19 protein-coding genes and 1 pseudogene are annotated in these 19,120 nt (G+C 36.7%); 19 read left to right on the forward strand and 1 reads right to left on the reverse strand.

Annotated elements, in window-relative coordinates; genetic code table 11:
* Positions 1-234: 234 nt before the first annotated feature.
* From RYK16_RS05370 to RYK16_RS05455, 19 genes and pseudogenes are all read left to right on the forward strand, one after another.
* Positions 235-1,755 carry a hypothetical protein gene (locus tag RYK16_RS05370; RefSeq protein ID WP_314851257.1) on the forward strand — a complete coding sequence of 507 codons (1,521 nt, stop codon included), beginning with the start codon at positions 235-237 and terminating at the stop codon, positions 1,753-1,755.
* Between the two features lie 83 nt (positions 1,756-1,838).
* Entirely contained in the window at positions 1,839-2,198 is a 360-nt protein-coding gene (locus RYK16_RS05375; protein ID WP_314851258.1) for a G5 domain-containing protein, read from the forward strand.
* Between the two features lie 24 nt (positions 2,199-2,222).
* A pseudogene (locus RYK16_RS08370) lies at positions 2,223-2,432 on the forward strand (hypothetical protein); the annotation flags it as partial.
* A 153-nt stretch (positions 2,433-2,585) separates the two neighbouring features.
* Entirely contained in the window at positions 2,586-3,497 is a 912-nt protein-coding gene (locus RYK16_RS05380) for a glycosyltransferase family 2 protein (RefSeq protein WP_314851259.1), read from the forward strand.
* Positions 3,498-3,758: 261 nt separating this feature from the next.
* The gene (locus RYK16_RS05385; RefSeq protein WP_298663670.1) at positions 3,759-4,640 is read left to right on the forward strand and encodes a YitT family protein; all 882 of its coding nucleotides are present in this window, start codon (positions 3,759-3,761) and stop codon (positions 4,638-4,640) included.
* Between the two features lie 12 nt (positions 4,641-4,652).
* Complete coding sequence (locus RYK16_RS05390) at positions 4,653-5,606, forward strand: N(4)-(beta-N-acetylglucosaminyl)-L-asparaginase (RefSeq protein WP_314851260.1); 954 nt, start codon at positions 4,653-4,655, stop codon at positions 5,604-5,606.
* Positions 5,603-6,343 (forward strand): copper homeostasis protein CutC, encoded by a 741-nt coding sequence (locus RYK16_RS05395; protein ID WP_314851261.1) that lies wholly within the window; start codon positions 5,603-5,605, stop codon positions 6,341-6,343. Before RYK16_RS05390 ends, RYK16_RS05395 begins: the two co-directional genes overlap by 4 nt.
* 203 nt (positions 6,344-6,546) lie before the next feature.
* Complete coding sequence (locus RYK16_RS05400) at positions 6,547-7,617, forward strand: AEC family transporter (protein WP_314851262.1); 1,071 nt, start codon at positions 6,547-6,549, stop codon at positions 7,615-7,617.
* A gap of 67 nt (positions 7,618-7,684) precedes the next feature.
* Positions 7,685-8,701 (forward strand): 2-hydroxyacid dehydrogenase, encoded by a 1,017-nt coding sequence (locus RYK16_RS05405; RefSeq protein ID WP_314851263.1) that lies wholly within the window; start codon positions 7,685-7,687, stop codon positions 8,699-8,701.
* Between the two features lie 81 nt (positions 8,702-8,782).
* Positions 8,783-9,250, forward strand: a complete 468-nt coding sequence (locus RYK16_RS05410) for a hypothetical protein (protein ID WP_314851264.1) — start codon at positions 8,783-8,785, stop codon at positions 9,248-9,250.
* Position 9,251: 1 nt separating this feature from the next.
* Positions 9,252-9,770 carry a GNAT family N-acetyltransferase gene (locus RYK16_RS05415; RefSeq protein ID WP_314851265.1) on the forward strand — a complete coding sequence of 173 codons (519 nt, stop codon included), beginning with the start codon at positions 9,252-9,254 and terminating at the stop codon, positions 9,768-9,770.
* Between the two features lie 5 nt (positions 9,771-9,775).
* A complete protein-coding gene (locus RYK16_RS05420) occupies positions 9,776-10,264 on the forward strand; it encodes an adenylate kinase (RefSeq protein ID WP_314851267.1) in 489 nt (162 codons plus the stop codon).
* Positions 10,265-10,370: 106 nt separating this feature from the next.
* Positions 10,371-13,058, forward strand: a complete 2,688-nt coding sequence (gene mgtA, locus RYK16_RS05425; protein ID WP_314851268.1) for a magnesium-translocating P-type ATPase — start codon at positions 10,371-10,373, stop codon at positions 13,056-13,058.
* A gap of 119 nt (positions 13,059-13,177) precedes the next feature.
* Positions 13,178-13,711 (forward strand): TetR/AcrR family transcriptional regulator, encoded by a 534-nt coding sequence (locus RYK16_RS05430; protein WP_314851269.1) that lies wholly within the window; start codon positions 13,178-13,180, stop codon positions 13,709-13,711.
* 60 nt (positions 13,712-13,771) lie between these two features.
* Positions 13,772-15,121, forward strand: a complete 1,350-nt coding sequence (locus RYK16_RS05435) for a DUF349 domain-containing protein (protein ID WP_314851270.1) — start codon at positions 13,772-13,774, stop codon at positions 15,119-15,121.
* A gap of 55 nt (positions 15,122-15,176) precedes the next feature.
* A complete protein-coding gene (locus tag RYK16_RS05440) occupies positions 15,177-16,526 on the forward strand; it encodes an MATE family efflux transporter (RefSeq protein ID WP_314851271.1) in 1,350 nt (449 codons plus the stop codon).
* A 12-nt stretch (positions 16,527-16,538) separates the two neighbouring features.
* A complete protein-coding gene (locus RYK16_RS05445; protein ID WP_314851272.1) occupies positions 16,539-17,174 on the forward strand; it encodes an ECF transporter S component in 636 nt (211 codons plus the stop codon).
* Positions 17,167-17,967, forward strand: a complete 801-nt coding sequence (locus RYK16_RS05450; RefSeq protein WP_314851273.1) for a hypothetical protein — start codon at positions 17,167-17,169, stop codon at positions 17,965-17,967. The genes RYK16_RS05445 and RYK16_RS05450 overlap by 8 nt, the downstream gene beginning before the upstream one ends.
* Positions 17,968-18,047: 80 nt before the next feature.
* A complete protein-coding gene (locus RYK16_RS05455; protein WP_314851275.1) occupies positions 18,048-18,410 on the forward strand; it encodes a class Ib ribonucleoside-diphosphate reductase assembly flavoprotein NrdI in 363 nt (120 codons plus the stop codon).
* Positions 18,411-18,439: 29 nt separating this feature from the next.
* On the opposite strand, the gene pyrR is transcribed toward RYK16_RS05455, so the two are convergent.
* Positions 18,440-19,003, reverse strand: a complete 564-nt coding sequence (gene pyrR, locus RYK16_RS05460; protein ID WP_314851276.1) for a bifunctional pyr operon transcriptional regulator/uracil phosphoribosyltransferase PyrR — start codon at positions 19,001-19,003, stop codon at positions 18,440-18,442.
* Positions 19,004-19,120: the final 117 nt, after the last annotated feature.

The raw sequence follows: 19,120 nt of genomic DNA on the forward strand, positions 1-19,120 counted from the left end.
ATCAATTTGTACTTGTAAAGATTGGTAAGCCGTTAAAAAAATATTAATAAATTGCATGAGCAAATGAATTGCCGATGAGTGATATGTTAGATAAAATAACCTAGCATTTCGAGTCGTTTTGATACGCAACCGGTTAAAAAAATCGAATAGGGAACTGTAGTGATTACAGGTACTGGTTAGTTTGTGTACAGTCGAAAGCACGCAAAATATCAAGATAAATCGAAGGAGACCAATATGAAAAGAATTAAGAAGAGAGTGATTAATACAGCAGCGTTAGGTTTGGCGTTACTAGTTACACCAACTCTAACTTACAGAAGTGCAATTAATACTTATGCACAAGCAGCTTTAACAGCTGACGAAGAAGCTAAGATTCAAGCATTCTTAGCTACAGAACCACAAAATAACGACACAACAAACTTAGGTAAGGTTAAGGTTGACCAACCTACAACTGGTTACACATTCCCAGGTGTAAATAACTACACTTCATTGTTCAAGACAAGAGGACAGAAGATTACTTTAGACAAAGACTATGAATTTACGATTGATAATGGTGATCATGCTGGGAAAACAGTAAAGGTAAAAGATTGGGCTAATGTTAAGGGTTATTTAGTAAATTCGATGTCTGATAGCGAACCTGAATTTGAAAATGGTTTGGATAAATACATGTTCACTGATGAAGTGACATTGATTGATCAAGCAGATGGTTCAGAGTTTACTGTAAAGAATGCAGTCCTATCACTTGAGGGTGAAGAGGGTTACCGTATGTTCGATTCATTATGGACTGACAGATATGTATTTGACTTACCAGTTGAAGCAGGTGATACAAGATTCCAACCTGAAATTGAAGATGCAAGTTTAATTCCACTATATGGAAATGGATATTGGACATTACATGCGACAGTTACTGAGATGGTTCCTTATGAAACAATTGTTAAGATTGACGAATCCTTAAAGACAGGTGAAGTTGAAGAAGACGTTGCAGGTGCACTTGGTAGCAAGGCAGGTAAATACGATATTATGTATAGTCCTTATGAAGATTTACCAGGTGATACATACAAGCAATATACATCAGACGTAATTTACGCTGATTTACTTGAAAATGTAGATACTGAACCAGCAGTAAATGATATGTTATCTAAACCTTGGGGTGATGCAACAGTCACAGACTTCACATCCTCACCAGCTAGTAACCGTGTACTTCGTGTAGGTATTGACTACACACACTTTGTAACAGAAGATGGAACACCAGTTACTGTTAGTGGTACAAATGTTGATAAGAAGTTTGGCTTAAAAGATAAAGAAAACTTCGAAGGTTATGAATATGTTACAACACGTACTGAAGCAAATGGTGATAGAGTTCATGTGTATAAGAAGATTGTAGAGACTCCAGCACAGCCAGAAACACCAGCTCCTGTAACTCCAGAGACTCCAGCAGAGCCAGAAACACCAGCTCCTGTAACTCCAGAGACTCCAGCGCAGCCAGAAGCACCGGCTCCTGTAACTCCAGAGACTCCAGCGCAGCCAGAAGCACCGGCTCCTGTAACTCCAGAGACTCCAGCACAGCCAGAAATACCAGCTCCAGTAACACCAGAGACTCCAGTGCAGCCAGAAGTTTCTGCTACAGTAGCTCCTGCAGTACAGTCAACACCTAAGACAGGTGATGCTGGTCTATTCACTTCAGCATTCATGCTATTCACAGGAATGATTGGAAGTGTTGGTGCATATGTTACCAAAAAGAAAAATTCAGAAAACTAAGTAATATGAAGTGACCCTGTTGATGAAATCTATCATTGATAGGGTTTTTAATATGAATAGAAACAATGGGTTATTCTGTCCAAATGAATAGAGATTTACCTTACGATACGATTGTGCAGATTGATGAATCATTAAAAACAAATGAAATGGTTATTGACCAAGAAGGTAAGTATGGTGAAAAGAGTGTTACTTTGCAAGGTGGATTATCAGTAGTATTTAGAGAAGAGGATACACCGGCTGTTGAACAATATACTTCAGATACAATCTATGCCGAATATGCAGATTTATTTAATAATTCAGCAGATGGATTGCAAATAGAGTATGGAAGAAATGGTTGGGGTGGATATGCTGATTACTATGGTTATGAAGAAAAAGAGGACCGTATTATTCGGGTGGGTATTGACTATACGCAATATGTAACAGAAGATGGTACAGAATTATAGCCGTAGGTATATGGAGTACAAGCTGTAGAAAATTTTGCTGGATACGAATATGTATCTACTCACGAAGAAGCAAACGGTGATAGAGTACACGTATATAAAAAGGTTGTGTCTACACCATCAAAGTCTGCTTCACATAGTACAGGGGATATAAATTTACTAAGTTTCATGGGAATGCTAATTGTTGGAATACTAGGAAGCATGGCAGCGTTCACGACAAGAAAAAAGAATGTTTAGATAAAATCAAATTAAAAAAACTATTGGTGGCATTATGTCATAAATAGATTTTTTTATGATAAAGTAGAGAAGCAGGGGTTATATTGCAAAGTACATACTTGTATGTGAAAATATGCTCGCAGGAGTTATCAAATATAATCACAGGAGGAATTTATGAACGACCCGCTAATTTCAATTATTATCCCAATTTATAATGGGGAAAAATATATTGATAACTGTTTGTCAAAGGTAGTAGCACAAACATATAAGAATCTTGAAATTCTATGTGTTATCAACGGTACAACTGACTCGACTGAGGAGAAAGTCAGAGAGTGGATGAAAAAGGATGACCGTATTCGTGTATTAGTAACGGAGATAGCTGACCTTGGACGTGCATCAAACATTGGGATTGAAAACACAACAGGACCATACCTATCATTTATAGACGTCGATGACTGGGTAGAACCTGATTATATTGAAAAGCTATATGGTGGTATTCAGAAAGGTTATAAAATCTGTAAGGGTAACTGTATCATGTATGATGGAGTTAAAAACCTACCAGCATACCAAGGAAGAAGTTCAGGAGAGATATCTATCCGTGGAGCGTCCTTCCTGCTCCCATGTAGACACAGTTCAGTTTATGATAGATCACTATTTGAGAAATTAAGATATTTAGAATTCTCCTATTATGAAGACCTTTCACTATGGCCAATTTTAATTGCGACTGCTGGATGCGTATACTACATAAATGACATTGTATACAACTACAATCAGACAAATGAAACATCTATCATGACAGTTAGGAATGAGAAACACCTAGTTTTGGATAAAGTTTTTGCACATATCTTCTCAAATCTAACACCTGATTTAGATAAAGAAGTTAATTTGTTAATAACGGCTTTATTCATTCAGTCGTTCTGGACATCAAATTATCAATATGTTCCTAAGGATGAAGTCGGACAAGCATACCTAAAACGTGTGAAGCAAGTTGTAGATAATAGATTAGTAGGATACTACTACATTGTTGAGAATTTACCTGTTCCAAAAGAAATGAAGGAGAGAATGATTCGTTTCTACCGTAACTAAATCTTATTGATTTAAGGGATGTAACGATGAAAACTATAAAGAACTATCAAAAAGAAAAGTAAAAATATAATTGCATTGGTGATACACAAATGCTGTTATCAACACTTTTAGTTGGCAATGCAGTATCCACCACTATAGTAAAAAGCTACAAATTGGATGTTGATGAAGAATGTACTTCGTCACATCCTTTTGTTGTGAAAATAAGTATAGGAAACAAAGATAGAATTTACTAAAATAGTAGTAGAAAATGAGGCATTTAAAATGAATCAAAAGCTTACCAGTCTTACAGAGAAGCAGATATTTAGATTTTTGTTTAGTATTCTATGTGTAATTTTTTCTGCACTGTTACAAACATATGCATTGAAAGCATTCTTAAGACCTGCTGGATTATTGTCTAGTGGTTTTACAGGATTGGCTATTTTGATAAATGTAATTGGTAGTCAGCATAATATACAGATACCTGTATCATTGATGATTGTTTTATTAAATCTGCCAGTTGCGATTCTATGTGGTAGATCGATTTCTACAAAGTTTACGATTTTATCCTCTTTGCAGTTTGCGTGTGTATCACTGTTCTTGGTTATCCTTCCATTTAACACACTGTTTGATGATGTTATGCTGAATATTATTATAGGCGGTGCAGTATATGGACTAGGTCTTGTGGCTGCGCTTGTCGGAAATGCAAGTACGGGTGGTACGGACTTTATCGCATTATATGTATCCAATAAAACAGGTAAAAGTATTTGGAATTATGTATTTATCTATAACTGCATCTTGTTATGTATCTTTGGATTTGTTTCTGGTTGGGAGCGTGCTGGATATTCAATCATCATGCAGTTTGTTTCTACAAAGGTAGTTGAAGGATTGTATAGAAGATATGATAGAAGTACCATGCAGATAACAAGTACGATGCCAGAAGAGATAACAGCTGCATATACAAAAAAATATAGACATGGAATTTCGGTTTGGGAAAGCTATGGTGGCTACTCTCACAAAAAGAATTACATGTTGAATACAGTTGTATCAACGTTAGAAGTGAAGGAGATTGCACATTTAATTTTAAGTGTAGATCCACGTGCAATCATTAATGTTTATAGAACTGATGATTTCTATGGTGGTTTTTATCGTAAACCAATTGATTAGGAGGGTTCTGAAATGTGGGCAATCATTGGGACATGGAGAATGGCTTTAGAAGGTATAGAGGAAGCTGGTCAACTATTAAAAGAGGGTAAAAGCAGCGGAGAAGCAATTGAACATGCAATACGCTGTGTAGAAGATTTTCCATTTTTTAAATCCGTTGGATATGGTGGCTTACCAAATGAGGAAATGATAGTTGAGTTGGATGCTGGCTATATGGATGGAAACACAATGGCTGTTGGAGCTGTTGCGGGAATTAAAGATTTTGCAAATCCAATTTCAATTGCAAAAGAACTATCGAAAGATACTGTTAATTGTGTTCTTGTGGCTGAAGGTGCTGAAAAGTATGCTAGCAAGAAAGGTTTTGAAAGAAAGAACTTGTTAACAGACCGTGCGAAACAGTTATATCGTAAACGGGTTAAAGAAATTAAAGAAAGAGAATTAAAACCATATGATGGCCACGATACGGTTGGTGAAGTAGTTTTAGATCATACCGGAAGAATCGTTGCAGGTACTTCTACGAGTGGTTTATTTATGAAAAGAGCTGGACGTATCGGTGATTCTCCTATTGTAGGTGGCGGTTTCTATGCAGATTCTGAAGTAGGTGGTGCAACTGCAACGGGCCTTGGTGAGGATTTGATGAAGGGATGTATCTCTTATGAAATTGTTCGCAAGATGAAAGAAGGTCTGACACCACAAGAAGCTTGTCAAAAGACAGTCAATGAACTAGATGCAAAGTTAAAAAAGAGTCGTGGACTTTCGGGTGATTTAAGTGTTGTAGCAATGGATAAAAATGGTAACTATGGTTGTGCAACAAACATCCAGAATTTCTCTTTTGTAGTATATCGAGAAAATGAAGAGCCTACAGTATATCGTGCACAGAATGTTGATGGAAATACGATTATCACGAAAGCTACACAAGAATGGATTGATGAATATATTCGTGAGAGGATGGCGCCGATACAAGAATGAAGACAGATATTTTTGAGGTATGTGCTGGAAGCGTACAAGATTGTATCAATGCTGAACTAGGTGGTGCCGATCGAGTAGAGCTAAATAGTGCATTATATCTTGGTGGACTTACGCCAAGTTTAGCCATGTTAAAGCTTGTAAAAGAAAAGACATCACTTAAGGTCATATGCATGAATCGTCCGCGTGCAGCAGGTTTTTATTACGATGATGTTGAAATCGAAACAATGTTTATGGATGCTGAGATTTTACTAGAAAATGGTGCAGATGGGATTGCATTTGGATTCTTAAATCCAGATGCGACAATTAATACTACACAAACAAAGAAGATGGTTGAATTAATCCATCGTTATTATAAGGAAGCAGTCTTCCATAGAGCATTTGATTGTGTATCAGATCCGTATGTAGCGATTCAACAACTGATCGATTGTGGAGTGGACCGTATTTTAACAAGTGGTCTACAACCAACTGCATTACAGGGTTGTGAATTACTAAATCATTTACAATTTAAATATGGTGAGCAAGTTGAAATTCTTGCGGGTAGTGGTATTAATGTAGATAATATAGAAACTTTGCGTGAAAGAACAGGAATTCATCAGTTTCATGGAAGCTGTAAAACTTGGAGAAAGGATCCTACGACAACAGTAGGCAATATGAGCTATGCATATCATGAAAATGATGATTATGATTGTGTGAGTACTGAAAATGTTTGTCGATTAGTGCAGTTATTAGAAAAATAAAATTGTGAAAAAATCCATTCACGTACAAAGAATGGTTTTTTTATATGCATGCATGAATACAATGTATGGAAAACAATCATAAAATATGTGCTATTAGATTATGTGATATGCAACTTTCTATGAGGGATTGAAATGATAGTTGAGGTTTGCTATACTAAGTCGCGTAAATATTGAAATATATATTTGAAAGAGGGGACTACTACATGAATTTCTTTGATATCTTTGTAAAGACATTATCAAACGAAAAGATCAATTCGGCTATTATTTCTAGCGTAGCTATTATCCTATTAGGTTATGTTATGCGTCGCAAGAAGGTATTCGATGATCGCACAGCGAAAGTATTAACACAGGTTGTACTTTCAGTATCAATTGCAGCATTGGCATTTAAGTCATTTATGGCGCCAATCAAACCAGAAACATTTACACAAGGTTTAAATGTATTAATCTGGGGTATCGTAATTTACATCTTACTCATCTTCTTAACAATTCCACTCTATGCGAAATTTGAAGGCGATGAAAAGGATGCTTTACGTGTATTAAGTATCTTTGGTTCTACAACATTCTTTGGAATTCCTATCGTAAGTGCAATCTATGGGGCAGAAGGTGCATTATATGCATCTATCTTCAACATTGGTTACAGAATCTTCTTATATTCTTATGGATATATCAAGATGAGTGGATTAAAGATGACTTCTAAGAACATCAAGTCTATGTTCTTAAATCCAATCGTTATCGCTACATTCTTAGGTCTATTCTTGTGGTTAGCACAAGCATATTTACCACAGGTTACTGTGGCTGTGAAGGATGCCACAACAGGTGAAATGGTTGATAAGACAGTTTCATTCATGCGTTTAGATGTTACTTCTCCACAAATTACACAGATTTTAACTTACTTAGCTGGTTTAGCTTCTCCACTTGCTTGGTTAGCAATCGGTTCTACACTTGGTTCAGTAAGTTTCAAGGATGCAATGACAGACAAGAAGGCTCTTTACTATACTTTCATCAAGTTATTGATTATCCCTGCATTCAATATTGTTGTGTTAGCAATCTTGACAGTAACTCATATCTTACCAGTTAACCTTGTTTCTTTAGGTACAACAGTTATTATGATGGCTACACCTCCAGCAACAGTTGCGGCTTCTTATGCAATCCGTTTTGAAAAGGGTGCACTTATTGCGTCTAACACTTCATTGATTGCGACTTTGGCAGCTGTTATTATGGCTCCAATTTGGATCGTTATTGTTGAAATGATTGGACATTTAGGAATCTTTTAATTAGAAAATCGTATTATAATAAAGCGGGATGAGTATCCCGCTTTCATAAAATAAAAGGAGTGAAATTATGTCATTTAAAGTAGTATGTTATGGTGTTCGACCAAATGAAGTAGAGTTTTTCCACAAGTATAATAAGTACAACTATGACTTAAAGCTTGTTGAAGGTTTAACAACACATGAGAATATTACAGAGTGTGAAGGTGCTGACGCAGTCTTGTTACGTGGTAACTGTGTAGCGGATCGTCAGAACTTAGAAAAACTAAAGGAATATGGAATCAAGTATGTATTTACACGTACTGTAGGTTTCAATCATATCGATTTACAGGCTGCGGCTGATTTAGGTTTAATCGTAGCTCGTGTTCCTGGATATTCTCCAAATGCTATCGCTGAATTATCTTTAACATTAGGTATGATGTTATTACGTCATACAGCAGCTGCTACTAGCAATACTGCTGCAGGTGACTTCGTTGTTTCACCTACATATTTCTCTAAGGAAATTCGTAACTGTACAGTAGGTATTATTGGTACAGGTAGAATTGGTTTTACAGAAGCTAAGATGTTTAAGGGCTTAGGTGCTAAGGTTCTTGGCTATGATGTTTATGAAAATGATGCTTGCAGAGAAGTGTTAGACTATGTAACTCTTGATGAATTACTAGCGCAGTCTGATATCGTAAGCTTACATGTTCCATACTTCCCTGGACAAAACGACAAGATGGCTAACGCTGAATTCTTCAGTAAGATGAAGGATGGTGCAATCTTCTTAAATACTGCTCGTGGTGAATTACAGGATAACGAAGCAATCTTAGCTGCTCTTAAGTCTGGTAAGTTAGATGGATATGGAACAGACGTATTTGCTAATGAAACAGCATTCTTCTTCAAGAAGTTAGGTAGTGCTGCAGAGATTTCTGATCCTACTGTTCGTGAACTTGTTCAGATGTATCCAAAGGTATTAGTAACACCACATATCGGTTCTAATACAGATGAAGCTCTAGCAAATATGATTGAATACTCAATGGATAACTTCAATGAGATTTTAACAACAGGAACAACTAAGAATCTTGTAGCCCTTCCTGAAGCTAAATAATAATCTTTCTTAAGATACTCGAGAGAGTATCTTTTGTTTTCCTGGGAAATGATATAATTTGAATATACAGGAGATACAATTATGAACACAAAAGAAGCTGCTCGCAAATGGGAATGTTCTGTTAAGACGGTAACGAAGTTATGTGCGGATGGAGTACTACCACTGGCAGAGAAAGATGAAAGAGGAAGATGGATTATTCCTAATGAATGTGAAAAGCCCCCAGTCTCACGTTTTCGACTTTGTTATCTAATGGATATGATTAACCAACTCAAAGAAGGTGTGGTATATAAACATATCAAATGGGGTATCAGTGAGAAAGAATTAGTAGAGGGATATAAGTACCTCATTGAAAATGCGATGGTTTCTTCTTTTGATGTGCATCAATTAGAAAAAGAACTTCCAAATGCAACTGTTACTTCACGTGGGAAAGCACTTATGGAAAGAGAGAACAAAGAAGGTTCTAGCCAACGTAAGTTCAATATAAATTTTAAAATCAATACAGGTGTATTTAGTTTTGAAACAGGATATGAAAATACAAAAGGAAAATAATATGGACAGTATTGAAACAGAGCGTTTGATATTACGTAAATTTGTATTCTCGGATAAAGATGATTTATTTGAAATAATGTCGGATGAACAGACAAGTTTAGATGATGGTGGTTATCATGCTTGCAAGGGACAGGACAAAGAATATCTTGCATTAATGGAAATCTTTAGTGCACAAAGAAGATTTAGTATTATCTTGAAGGAAAATCAAAAGATGATAGGAATGATTAACCTTCAAGATGACGCAAGGGCAGTCGCTTCTTATGAGTTGGGTTTTGTTATGAATCCAAACTACCGAAGAAAAGGATATACGTATGAAGCAGTACATGCAGTCATAGAGTATTATTTTACAAATCATTTAGTACAGATGTTTAGCGTATCCTGTTTTCCGTATAACAAAGCTTCACAGTATTTAATTGAGAAGTTAGGCTTTGTGTATGAAGGGAAAGAACATAAAGCATTTAATCATGCTGTATACGGTCCTATTGATTTATTATGTTATTATAAGGACCGGGATGAATAGGTAATATGAAGAAAGTTATAATAATAGGATGTTGTGGTAGCGGTAAAAGTACATTTGCAAGACATCTGCATGTATGTACAGGAATCCCTTTGTTTCACTTAGATCAGTTAAACTGGAATGCGGATAAGACTACGGTGGAAAAAGAAGTATTCTTAAAAAGAGTTCAGGATGTGATTCAAAAGGATTCTTGGATTATAGATGGAAATTATGGTTCTTCTATTGAGATGCGTATGCAAGCATGTGATACTGTATTCTTCTTAGACTATCCTGTAGATATATGCATTCAAGGAATTCATGAACGTGTTGGTAAAATTCGTGCTGACATGCCATGGGTAGAAGATGAGGTTGATGAAGAACTGATTGAATTTGTCAAAAATTATGAAAGGGAAGATAGATATGAAGTTTTAAATCTTCTTTCAAAATATAAGGAAAAGGATATACATATCTTCCATACTCGTGAGGATGCGAAGATGTATTTAGAGTCATTAAAATAGCTGTTATTTGTCACAACTTTGTTGTGGCTTTTTTGATGGATTATTCATTGACGTACGGTGTGAAAGCAACTAAGATTGTTGTGTAATTGAAAAAGGAGGTGGAGATATGGTTCTAAATAATGAGAAGAAGTTAGGTCCTACACCTAAGTCGACTGGTGTTGAACAAGAGTTTCAACAGATTGCGAAAACAGAGGAATCTAGTCTTCTACAGGAATTAGCTTGTACACGAAATGGTATTAGCGATGAAGAAAGAGAAGAGAGATTAGAGAAGTACGGCTATAATGATTTGTCTGCGATGCAGAAACATAGTTGGGCGTATTTCCTTGTACATAGTTTTGCGGATGCGTTTATTATCGTTTTACTTGTATTAGCGATTGTGACTTTTGTTGTGGAGTCGGATATCTTATCTGGAACAATTATTCTTGCACTGGCATGTATGAGTGCGGTAATTCGTTTCTTCCAAGACTATGGTTCTTACCGTGATATGCAGAAGTTAAAAGAGATGGAGCATGATACGGTTAGAATTCAGGTTCCAACGGAAGATGGAACTGAGGTAAGAGAAGTACCGGTGGAAGAAGTGGTTCCTGGTGATATTCAATTGATTGGGTCTGGAGATATTGTCAGTGGTGACTTATATCTTCTTGAAAGTAAGGACTTATTCGTTTCTGTTTCTGCCTTTACAGGGGAATCCATTCCAGTTGAAAAATATAAAGGTGTTGATGATAGAACTGTCAATGCGGCAGAGTTAAACAATATCTGTTTGGGTGGTTCCACTGTGAATTCCGGTACAGGTGTTGGTGTTGTAGTACGTACCGGGAAAAGTTCTTATCTAGGTAAGATTTCTTCTACAATTCATACAAAGAAGAAAGAGACGGATTTTGATAAGAGTTTATCGAAGATTACGAGAATCTTAATTACTTACATGGTTGTAGTAGTTATCTTCGTGTTATTGATTAATGGTTTGGTGAAGAAGAATTGGTTAGAAGCGTTCTTATTCTCTATCTCTGTTGCGGTAGGTATTACACCAGGTATGTTACCGATGATTGTCAATGGAACACTTGCCAAGGGTGCTAAATTCTTAGCGAAGAAGAAGACAATTGTTAAGAATATGTCTGCGATTCAGAATTTAGGTGCCATTGATGTTCTATGTACCGATAAGACCGGTACACTAACGATGGACCATGTTGTGCTTCAGAAGTATCTTGATGTAAATGGTGAGGATTCACATTTGGTATTGAATTATGCATGGATGAATGCATACTACTCTACGGGAGTTAAGAATCTGATTGACCGTGCAATCTTAGCCTATGGCGAAGAGAATGATGCACATAAATACGCTGGTGGTTATGTGAAGTCTGATGAGATTCCATATGACTTTGAACGTCGTAGAATGAGTGTTTTGATTTCTAATCCTGGTGGTGAACACTTGGGTGGAAATGTTGAAGAAATTCTTCCAATGCCACAGGATGAGGTACTTATCACAAAGGGCGCTTTGGAGTCGGTATTAGAGTGTTGTAGTCGTATTCGTGTGAAGAAGGAATACATGGATATTCACGAAGAAGATCTTGCGAAAATCAACGCTCTTGCGGAAGAATTAAATAATGAAGGTATGCATGTTATCGGTGTTGCCGCAAAGAAGAAGAGCGTAGGTGATACAACTGTCTTCCATGCGGAAGATGAAACAAATATGACATTCTTAGGAATCATTGCCTTCCTTGATCCACCAAAACCAGACGCAAAAGAAGCGATTCGTGGTTTGTATGATGCTGGTGTACATGTAAAGGTTATATCTGGTGATGCGCCTGTTGTCGTCGAACATGTATGCAAGCTTGTTGGTATGAAGGTTGGCAATCAGAGTGCTGTCACAGGTTCTGATTTAGAGAATATGAGTGATGCAGAATTATCTTCTGTTGTGGAGAAGAATGATATCTTTGCGCGCTTATCACCAATGCAAAAGAAGCGTGTTGTGGATGCGTTACGCAATAATGGTCATGTAGTTGGCTATATGGGTGATGGTGTAAATGATGCGCCTAGTCTACATGATGCGGATGTTGGTATCTCGGTTGATAATGGTACTGACGTTGCCAAAGCCAGTGCGGATATTATCCTGTTGGAAAAGAGTTTGACGGTCATTCTCAATGGTATTTATGAAGGTAGACGTATTTATGGAAATATCTTGAAGTATATGAAGATGGCATTATCCAGTAACTTTGGTAATGTTTTCTCGGTACTTATTGCCTCAATCTTCTTACCATTCTTACCGATGTTACCATTACAGATTTTAATTCAGAATTTGATTTACGACTTTACACAGATTGCGATTCCATGGGATAACGTCGATGATGAGTTCCTACAGACACCGCATAAGTGGAATAGTGCTTCACTTGTGTCATTCATGAATGTCATGGGTGGTTTCTCATCTGTATTTGATGTACTGACGTTCTTGGTATTGTGGTTTATCTTAGGATACAATACACTAGCCATGCAGAATTACTTCCAGACTGGTTGGTTTATTGAAGGCCTAATTTCTCAGATTTTGATTGTACAGTTTATCCGTACATCAAAGCGTCCTATCATTGATTCAAAGTGTGATTCTAGACTAGCTCTAGCATCTGCATTCGGTATTTTTGTAGGTATTTCAATTCCATATTTATTTGATAATCTAAAGAATACTGTATTTACAGAAATGCCATTTGAATACTTTGTATATTTGATTATTATCTTGGCACTCTATAGTACTACGATTGAAATCGTGAAGAAGTTCTATATCAAGAAACATGGTTCTTGGTTATAAATAAACGAGAGAATATTGAAATCGATTGGTTTCAATATTCTTTTTGTTGATGCTTGGTGGGGATTGGACATAGTAGGAAGATATCGAAATATGTTAAAATACAACTATCAGGAGAATTTATGCAACAGGAACAACAAAATGCATTTAATCGTCAATGTATTAGTGAAGCACTGATACGCTTGATGGAAACGAAGGCCTATGAAGATATTTCAGTTACGGAAATTTGCCGCATGGCTGGTGTATCACGTATGACATATTATCGAAATTATCGTAGTAAGCGAGAGATATTCAGCGATTATATGAAGATGATTGTTGATGAGTTTGTTCGCGTTCAAAAAGCGAAGGATTTAAAAGTACGTTCGTATGAAATGATTCTTGCGGGATTTTTATATTTCTGTAATTATGAAACCTTTATTGAATGTTTAGATCAATCTAATTTATCTTCTATTCTGCAGGATGGTCTCAACTATTATATTGATAGTTACGTATTTGAACAGGGTGAAGATGAGTTACGCAGATATCATTTGTATTATTATTCAGGAGCACTATTTAATATCTATACGGTTTGGATGCGTAATGGTAAGAAGGAAAACGTTGAGGATGTAGCGAAAATTGTTTACGAACATGTAAAACGCGAACATCAAACACTTTAATTATCATGTATAATATTTAATAGAGATTTTAGTATTATACGACAAATAGGAGGAATTACAATGAATTGGAAAACGTTAGAAGGATTTGATGAGAAATTAGCGAAGGTCAGCTTTAAAGCACATAAGACTTTTGAGGGTAAGGTTGTTGAAGTTCTATACGGTGCGAAGGATGAAAATGGTAATTTTGTATTACCAAAAGATGATCAGAATGATGGCCATGGTAGATGGTTTGGCATTGAAACTAATGGAGAATATAGAATGTTCTCTTGGCAAAAACCAGCGTATTTAGGCGGTGGCGTAGAATACGGTACTTCTCATAATGATACTGCACTTGAAGATATGGAAAATGATCTTCGTAAGAAGCAGGAACTATGCCGTCAAGCAGAGAATATCTCAACAGTAGAAGAGTTTGAAGAAATTCGTAAGCAATTTGAAGCAATCGAAAACTGGAATACTCCAAAGGATGAAGAGTATGCAATTTGGTTTGGCAAGACTTTAGAAAAGTTCAATGCTAGAAGTCAACGTCAAAGCGCAAACGCCGAAGAAAAGAAGAAGTTAATTGAAAAGGCTGCTAGTTTAGTAGACTCCACAAACTGGAAGGAAACGCAGGCAGAATTTAGAAACCTACAGGATGAGTGGGAGACACTTGGTAATGCAGGTGTGGAAGATGATTCCTTATGGGAACAGTTTAAGGGCTATCGTGACCAATTCAATGATAAACGTCGTAACTATTTTGATAATCTAACACAAGTACATTCTGAAAATGAAGCGAAGAAGCTTGATTTAATCAAGCAAGCAAAAGAGCTTGCAAAGAAGACTGATAACTTCCGTGAGACATCTGAAAAGATGAATGGTCTCATGGACGCATGGAAGGCAATCGGTAGTGCAGGCCGTGATAAAGATGATGAACTTTGGAATGCGTTTAACGCATCTCGTCAGGGCTTCTATGATGAAAGAACAGCGTTCTTCACAGAGCGTGATGAAAAGCAGAAGGAGAGCATTCGTATCAAGAATGCCTTAATTGAAGAAGCGCATACAATCGCTGCCACAAAGGATTATGGTCGTGAAAAAACTGATCGTATGAAGGCATTAGATAAGGAATGGCGTGCAGCTGGATATTCTGGAAGTGATCAAAATGATGCATTGTGGGAGACATTTACACAGGCAAAAGAAGTATTCTGGAATGGTAAGCGTGAAGATAGTCAAAAGCGTCTTCAGGAAGCCTATGACCATAAGAAGTCTCAACTTCCAATCGTAAGAGAAGAAATCAATAGACTTCAAGAACAAGAATATGAAACAAGTGACTATGAAAGAATTCGTAGTATTCAACGTCAGGTTGAAGAAAAGAAAGCTTTCTTAGAGAAGTTAAAGAGTGATATTGAAGATATCGAAAAGAAATTAAACGCATAATGAAAAGCCTCACTTCAAACTGAAGTGAGGTTTCAAATAGATAGGGGAAATCAGGATGTTAAAGAATATCGCTAGAGAACATTATAGAGAAGCGATACGTATGGCATGGCCAGCTGTGCTGGAAAGTGTTTTTGTGTCTCTTGCGGGTATTATCGATACTTTCATGGTTTCTTCAATGGGCACATATGCGGTTGCGGCGACCGGTTTAATTATTCAACCAAAGTTTCTTAGTCTAAGTTTTTTCTTTGCGATTAATGTTGCGGTATCTGCATTAGTTGCACGAAGACTTGGGCAGAATAATCGTAGGAATGCAAATCAGGTGTTGATGACTGCACTTTTGATAGTTGTACTATTATGTGTTGTACTGACAGTTGTTACAGTTATTTTTGCAAATCCGTTCATTGCGATATGTGGATCGAATGCGGATACGCATGAGGGTGCGGTGATTTACTTTCGAGTGATACAGGTTGGAATGATATTCAATGTATTATCGCTTGTAATTAATGCGGCGCAACGTGGTGCAGGAAATACAAAGATTGCGATGATTACGAATGTGACATCATCGATTGTGAATATTATTTTTAACTATCTATTGATAGGTGGTAACTTTGGTTTTCCTAAATGGGGTTTATTTGGTGCAGCCTTTGCGACAGTATTAGGTACGGTATTTGCTTGTGCTATGAGTGTGCACTCCTTATTCCAAAAGGATAGTTATGTTTCGATACCTTATATTTTAGAAGAGAAGATTCATCCAGACTTTGAATCATTTCATGCAATTCAAAAATTAGGTGCGAATATTCTTTTTGAAAACTGGGCCATGCGTGTGGGTTTTATGACAACTGCTGTACTTGCTGCCAAGCTCGGTACAGACCAATTTGCGGCATATCAGGTTGGCATGAATATTATGTCATTAGGTTTTGCATTTGCGGATGGTATGCAGGTTGCGGCAGTATCACTCATTGGTAAGAGTTTGGGACAACAGAAACCAGAACTTGCGAAAACATATGGACATGCATGCCAATTAATTGGTGTAGTAATTTCAGTGGTATTTGCGGTAAGTTTGTTGGTAGGTGGAAGAAGGCTGAATCAGTTCTTCTTTGCGGATGAATCCGTGGTTGAAATGGGCGTTATGATTGCTCGCTTTGTGGCAGTTATTGTACTATTTCAAATATCGCAGATTATATATGGTGGATGCTTAAGAGGCGCAGGTGATGTAAAATATACATTGATTGTAGCACTGATTAGTGTCGCGATTATTCGTCCAATTTTAACTTGGATATTAACTTCCGTATTCTCACTTGGTCTAGTGGGTATTTGGTTAGGTGTATTATCAGATCAGTTTACAAGATTTACGTTATTACGTATTCGTTTCCACCAAGGTAAATGGGTGGAATATAAAATCTAGAGAGGCATTCAAATGGGTAATAAAACAAGAATTCGAAAAATGATGATTCTAAGCATGTTTATTGCGATTGAACTCATTATGGCAATGACACCAATTGGCTATCTTAACTTAGGAGCAATTTCCATTACAACAATGCATATACCTGTCATCTTTGCAGGTATCTTACTTGGACCAACGGATGGTGCAATCTTGGGCTTTGTTTTTGGAATGACAAGCTTTTTAAAGGCAACCTTTGCACCAACGATAACAAGTTTCTGTTTTTCACCTTTCTATTCAGTAGGTGAAATTCATGGAAATTTCTGGAGTTTACTCATTGCCTTTGTGCCTCGTATTCTATTAGGTTATCTTTCTGGTTTGTTATATACAAGACTACAGAGAGTTAAGAAGAATACTTTTATCGCAGAATCAATCATCGCAATTGGTATGACATTATTGCATACACTAATGGTAATGGGGATGATTTGGTTATTCTTCGGTGAGGTTTATGCAAATGTGACAGGTTTAGCTGTTTCTGCAGTGATTATTACTGTGATTACAAGCAATGGTATTTTGGAAATGATTGTTGCAGGTTTTATCATTCCAATGATGATGCGTATACTTCGTCCAGTATTAGATAAATTAGAGTTAGGTAAATCTACACATGAATAATGAACAATCATACTATGCACGCATGTGTGCAACAATGAGTGATAAACTGAGTGCTTTAGAAGGTCAGGTTCAAAAAGGAATGAGAGTATTAGACTTTGGATCAGGGCCAAGTGATGATGTCTATGAATATGTACGTCATTTTGAAGCAAATTATTATGCTTTGGATAACTCGAGACAAGTACAGATGTTACTAGAGGAAAAGGGTATTTATTGTATTGACCTTGCTTTTTTAAAGAGTACTGATATGCAATTCGATATTATCTTTATGTCGAGTGTATTTCATGAATTACTTTCGTATCTTTCTCGAAATGAGGCAGCAGATACAATGAATGTTGTACTTTCCCGTTTGGCTGAAAATGGGAAGTTAATTATTCGTGACTGGTGTAGCCCTGAAAATAAGTCTATTGTCACGCTAGAAGTGATTCCAACAAAGATAGATGAAGTGAAGATATGGGTTAAAGAACTTTCTGAACATGCGATATTTTTAGGTGAAGTTCATGTGGAAGGAAATACCATCCAAGCAAGTATAGATGATTTATATAATATTTTATTACATGTAACTTGGGGACTACAGTCAATTTCACGTGAGAGCAATGAATCCTATTTGGTTGATTGCACATCAATTAAACAGTTTATTCTTAATGGCAATCAGAATATTAAGCTAGTCAGCCAGCGTGCATATTATCAATCGGATTATACAAATTATTTGTCGAACTACTTTAAGGATGTAGATGAATTTATAGGACAACATCACATTTGTACAAAACAGGTTTTAGTTCTCCAGAAGGTATGAGCATATATTTTGCAAAGAAATACGACTAATGGTACGTTATAGACATAAGTTAGTATTAACGAACAAAAGGAGACATAAAAATGAAAATCGTTTTTGCGACAAGAATGGGAAATACAGATGAATTAGTAAGACAGAAGCTAGGCTATACAGATGCGATTCAAATCGTTGATGGTAGTGAAAAGGTTGATGGAGACTATGTACTCTTTACATATACAGATGGATATGGTGAAGTTCCAGGCGTAGTTGAAAGCTTCTTAGACAACAATAAGGCTGGTTTAAAGGGTGTTGTAGCGACAGGTTCTATGGCTCGTCATGCGGATACATTCGCAGTGGCTGGTGATAAGATCGTTAAGGACTTTGGTGGTGTATTAATCGCTAAGGTTGACGTTCAGGGAACTGAAGAAGACCACGCTAAGATTAAGTCTGCAATTGCGGCTTTATAACGAAAAGAAAACATCGGTACGCCGATGTTTTATAGTTTATAGAGTCTTACGACTGTTTCATCATCGATACCTTCGATGGAAACATCAATGAGTTCATCACGAGAGGTTGGTACATTCTTGCCAACGAAATCTGGTCGTATTGGTAATTCGCGATGACCGCGATCAATCAGTACTGCAAGCTGTATCGCTTTTGGACGACCATGCGAGAATACTGCATCAATCGCAGCTCGAATGGTTCTGCCAGTATAGATAACATCATCTACGAGTATTACTACATAATCTTGAATGTTCTCTGGTAAACTGATACCAGTTGTCTTTGGAGTTTCGCTAAGCTCTGTAAGATCATCTCGGTATAAAGAGATATCTACCTCTCCAACAGGAAGTTCAACATTTGTGTACTTCTTGATGTTTTCGGCTAGTTTCTTCGCTAGTGGAATGCCACGGCGTTTGATGCCAACCAAACATACATTTGGAGATGTACTGTCTCGTTCGATAATCTCATGAGAGATACGTGTTAATGAGCGCTCAATTTGTGCTTGATCCATGAGTTCTGTAATCAGTTCCATATCATACCTCGTAACCTCATTATACAAAAAATTAGATAGAAAGTGATAGGTATTTAACTATAAGAAAATCAAGTAAAATTAAAAAAATATTGAGATTTAAAAAATCCAGATGAATCTCAAAAAGATCTTTGAAATCGTGAATAG

Source organism: uncultured Solobacterium sp. (assembly GCF_963550625.1).
GTDB lineage: Bacteria > Bacillota_I > Bacilli_A > Erysipelotrichales > Erysipelotrichaceae > Bulleidia.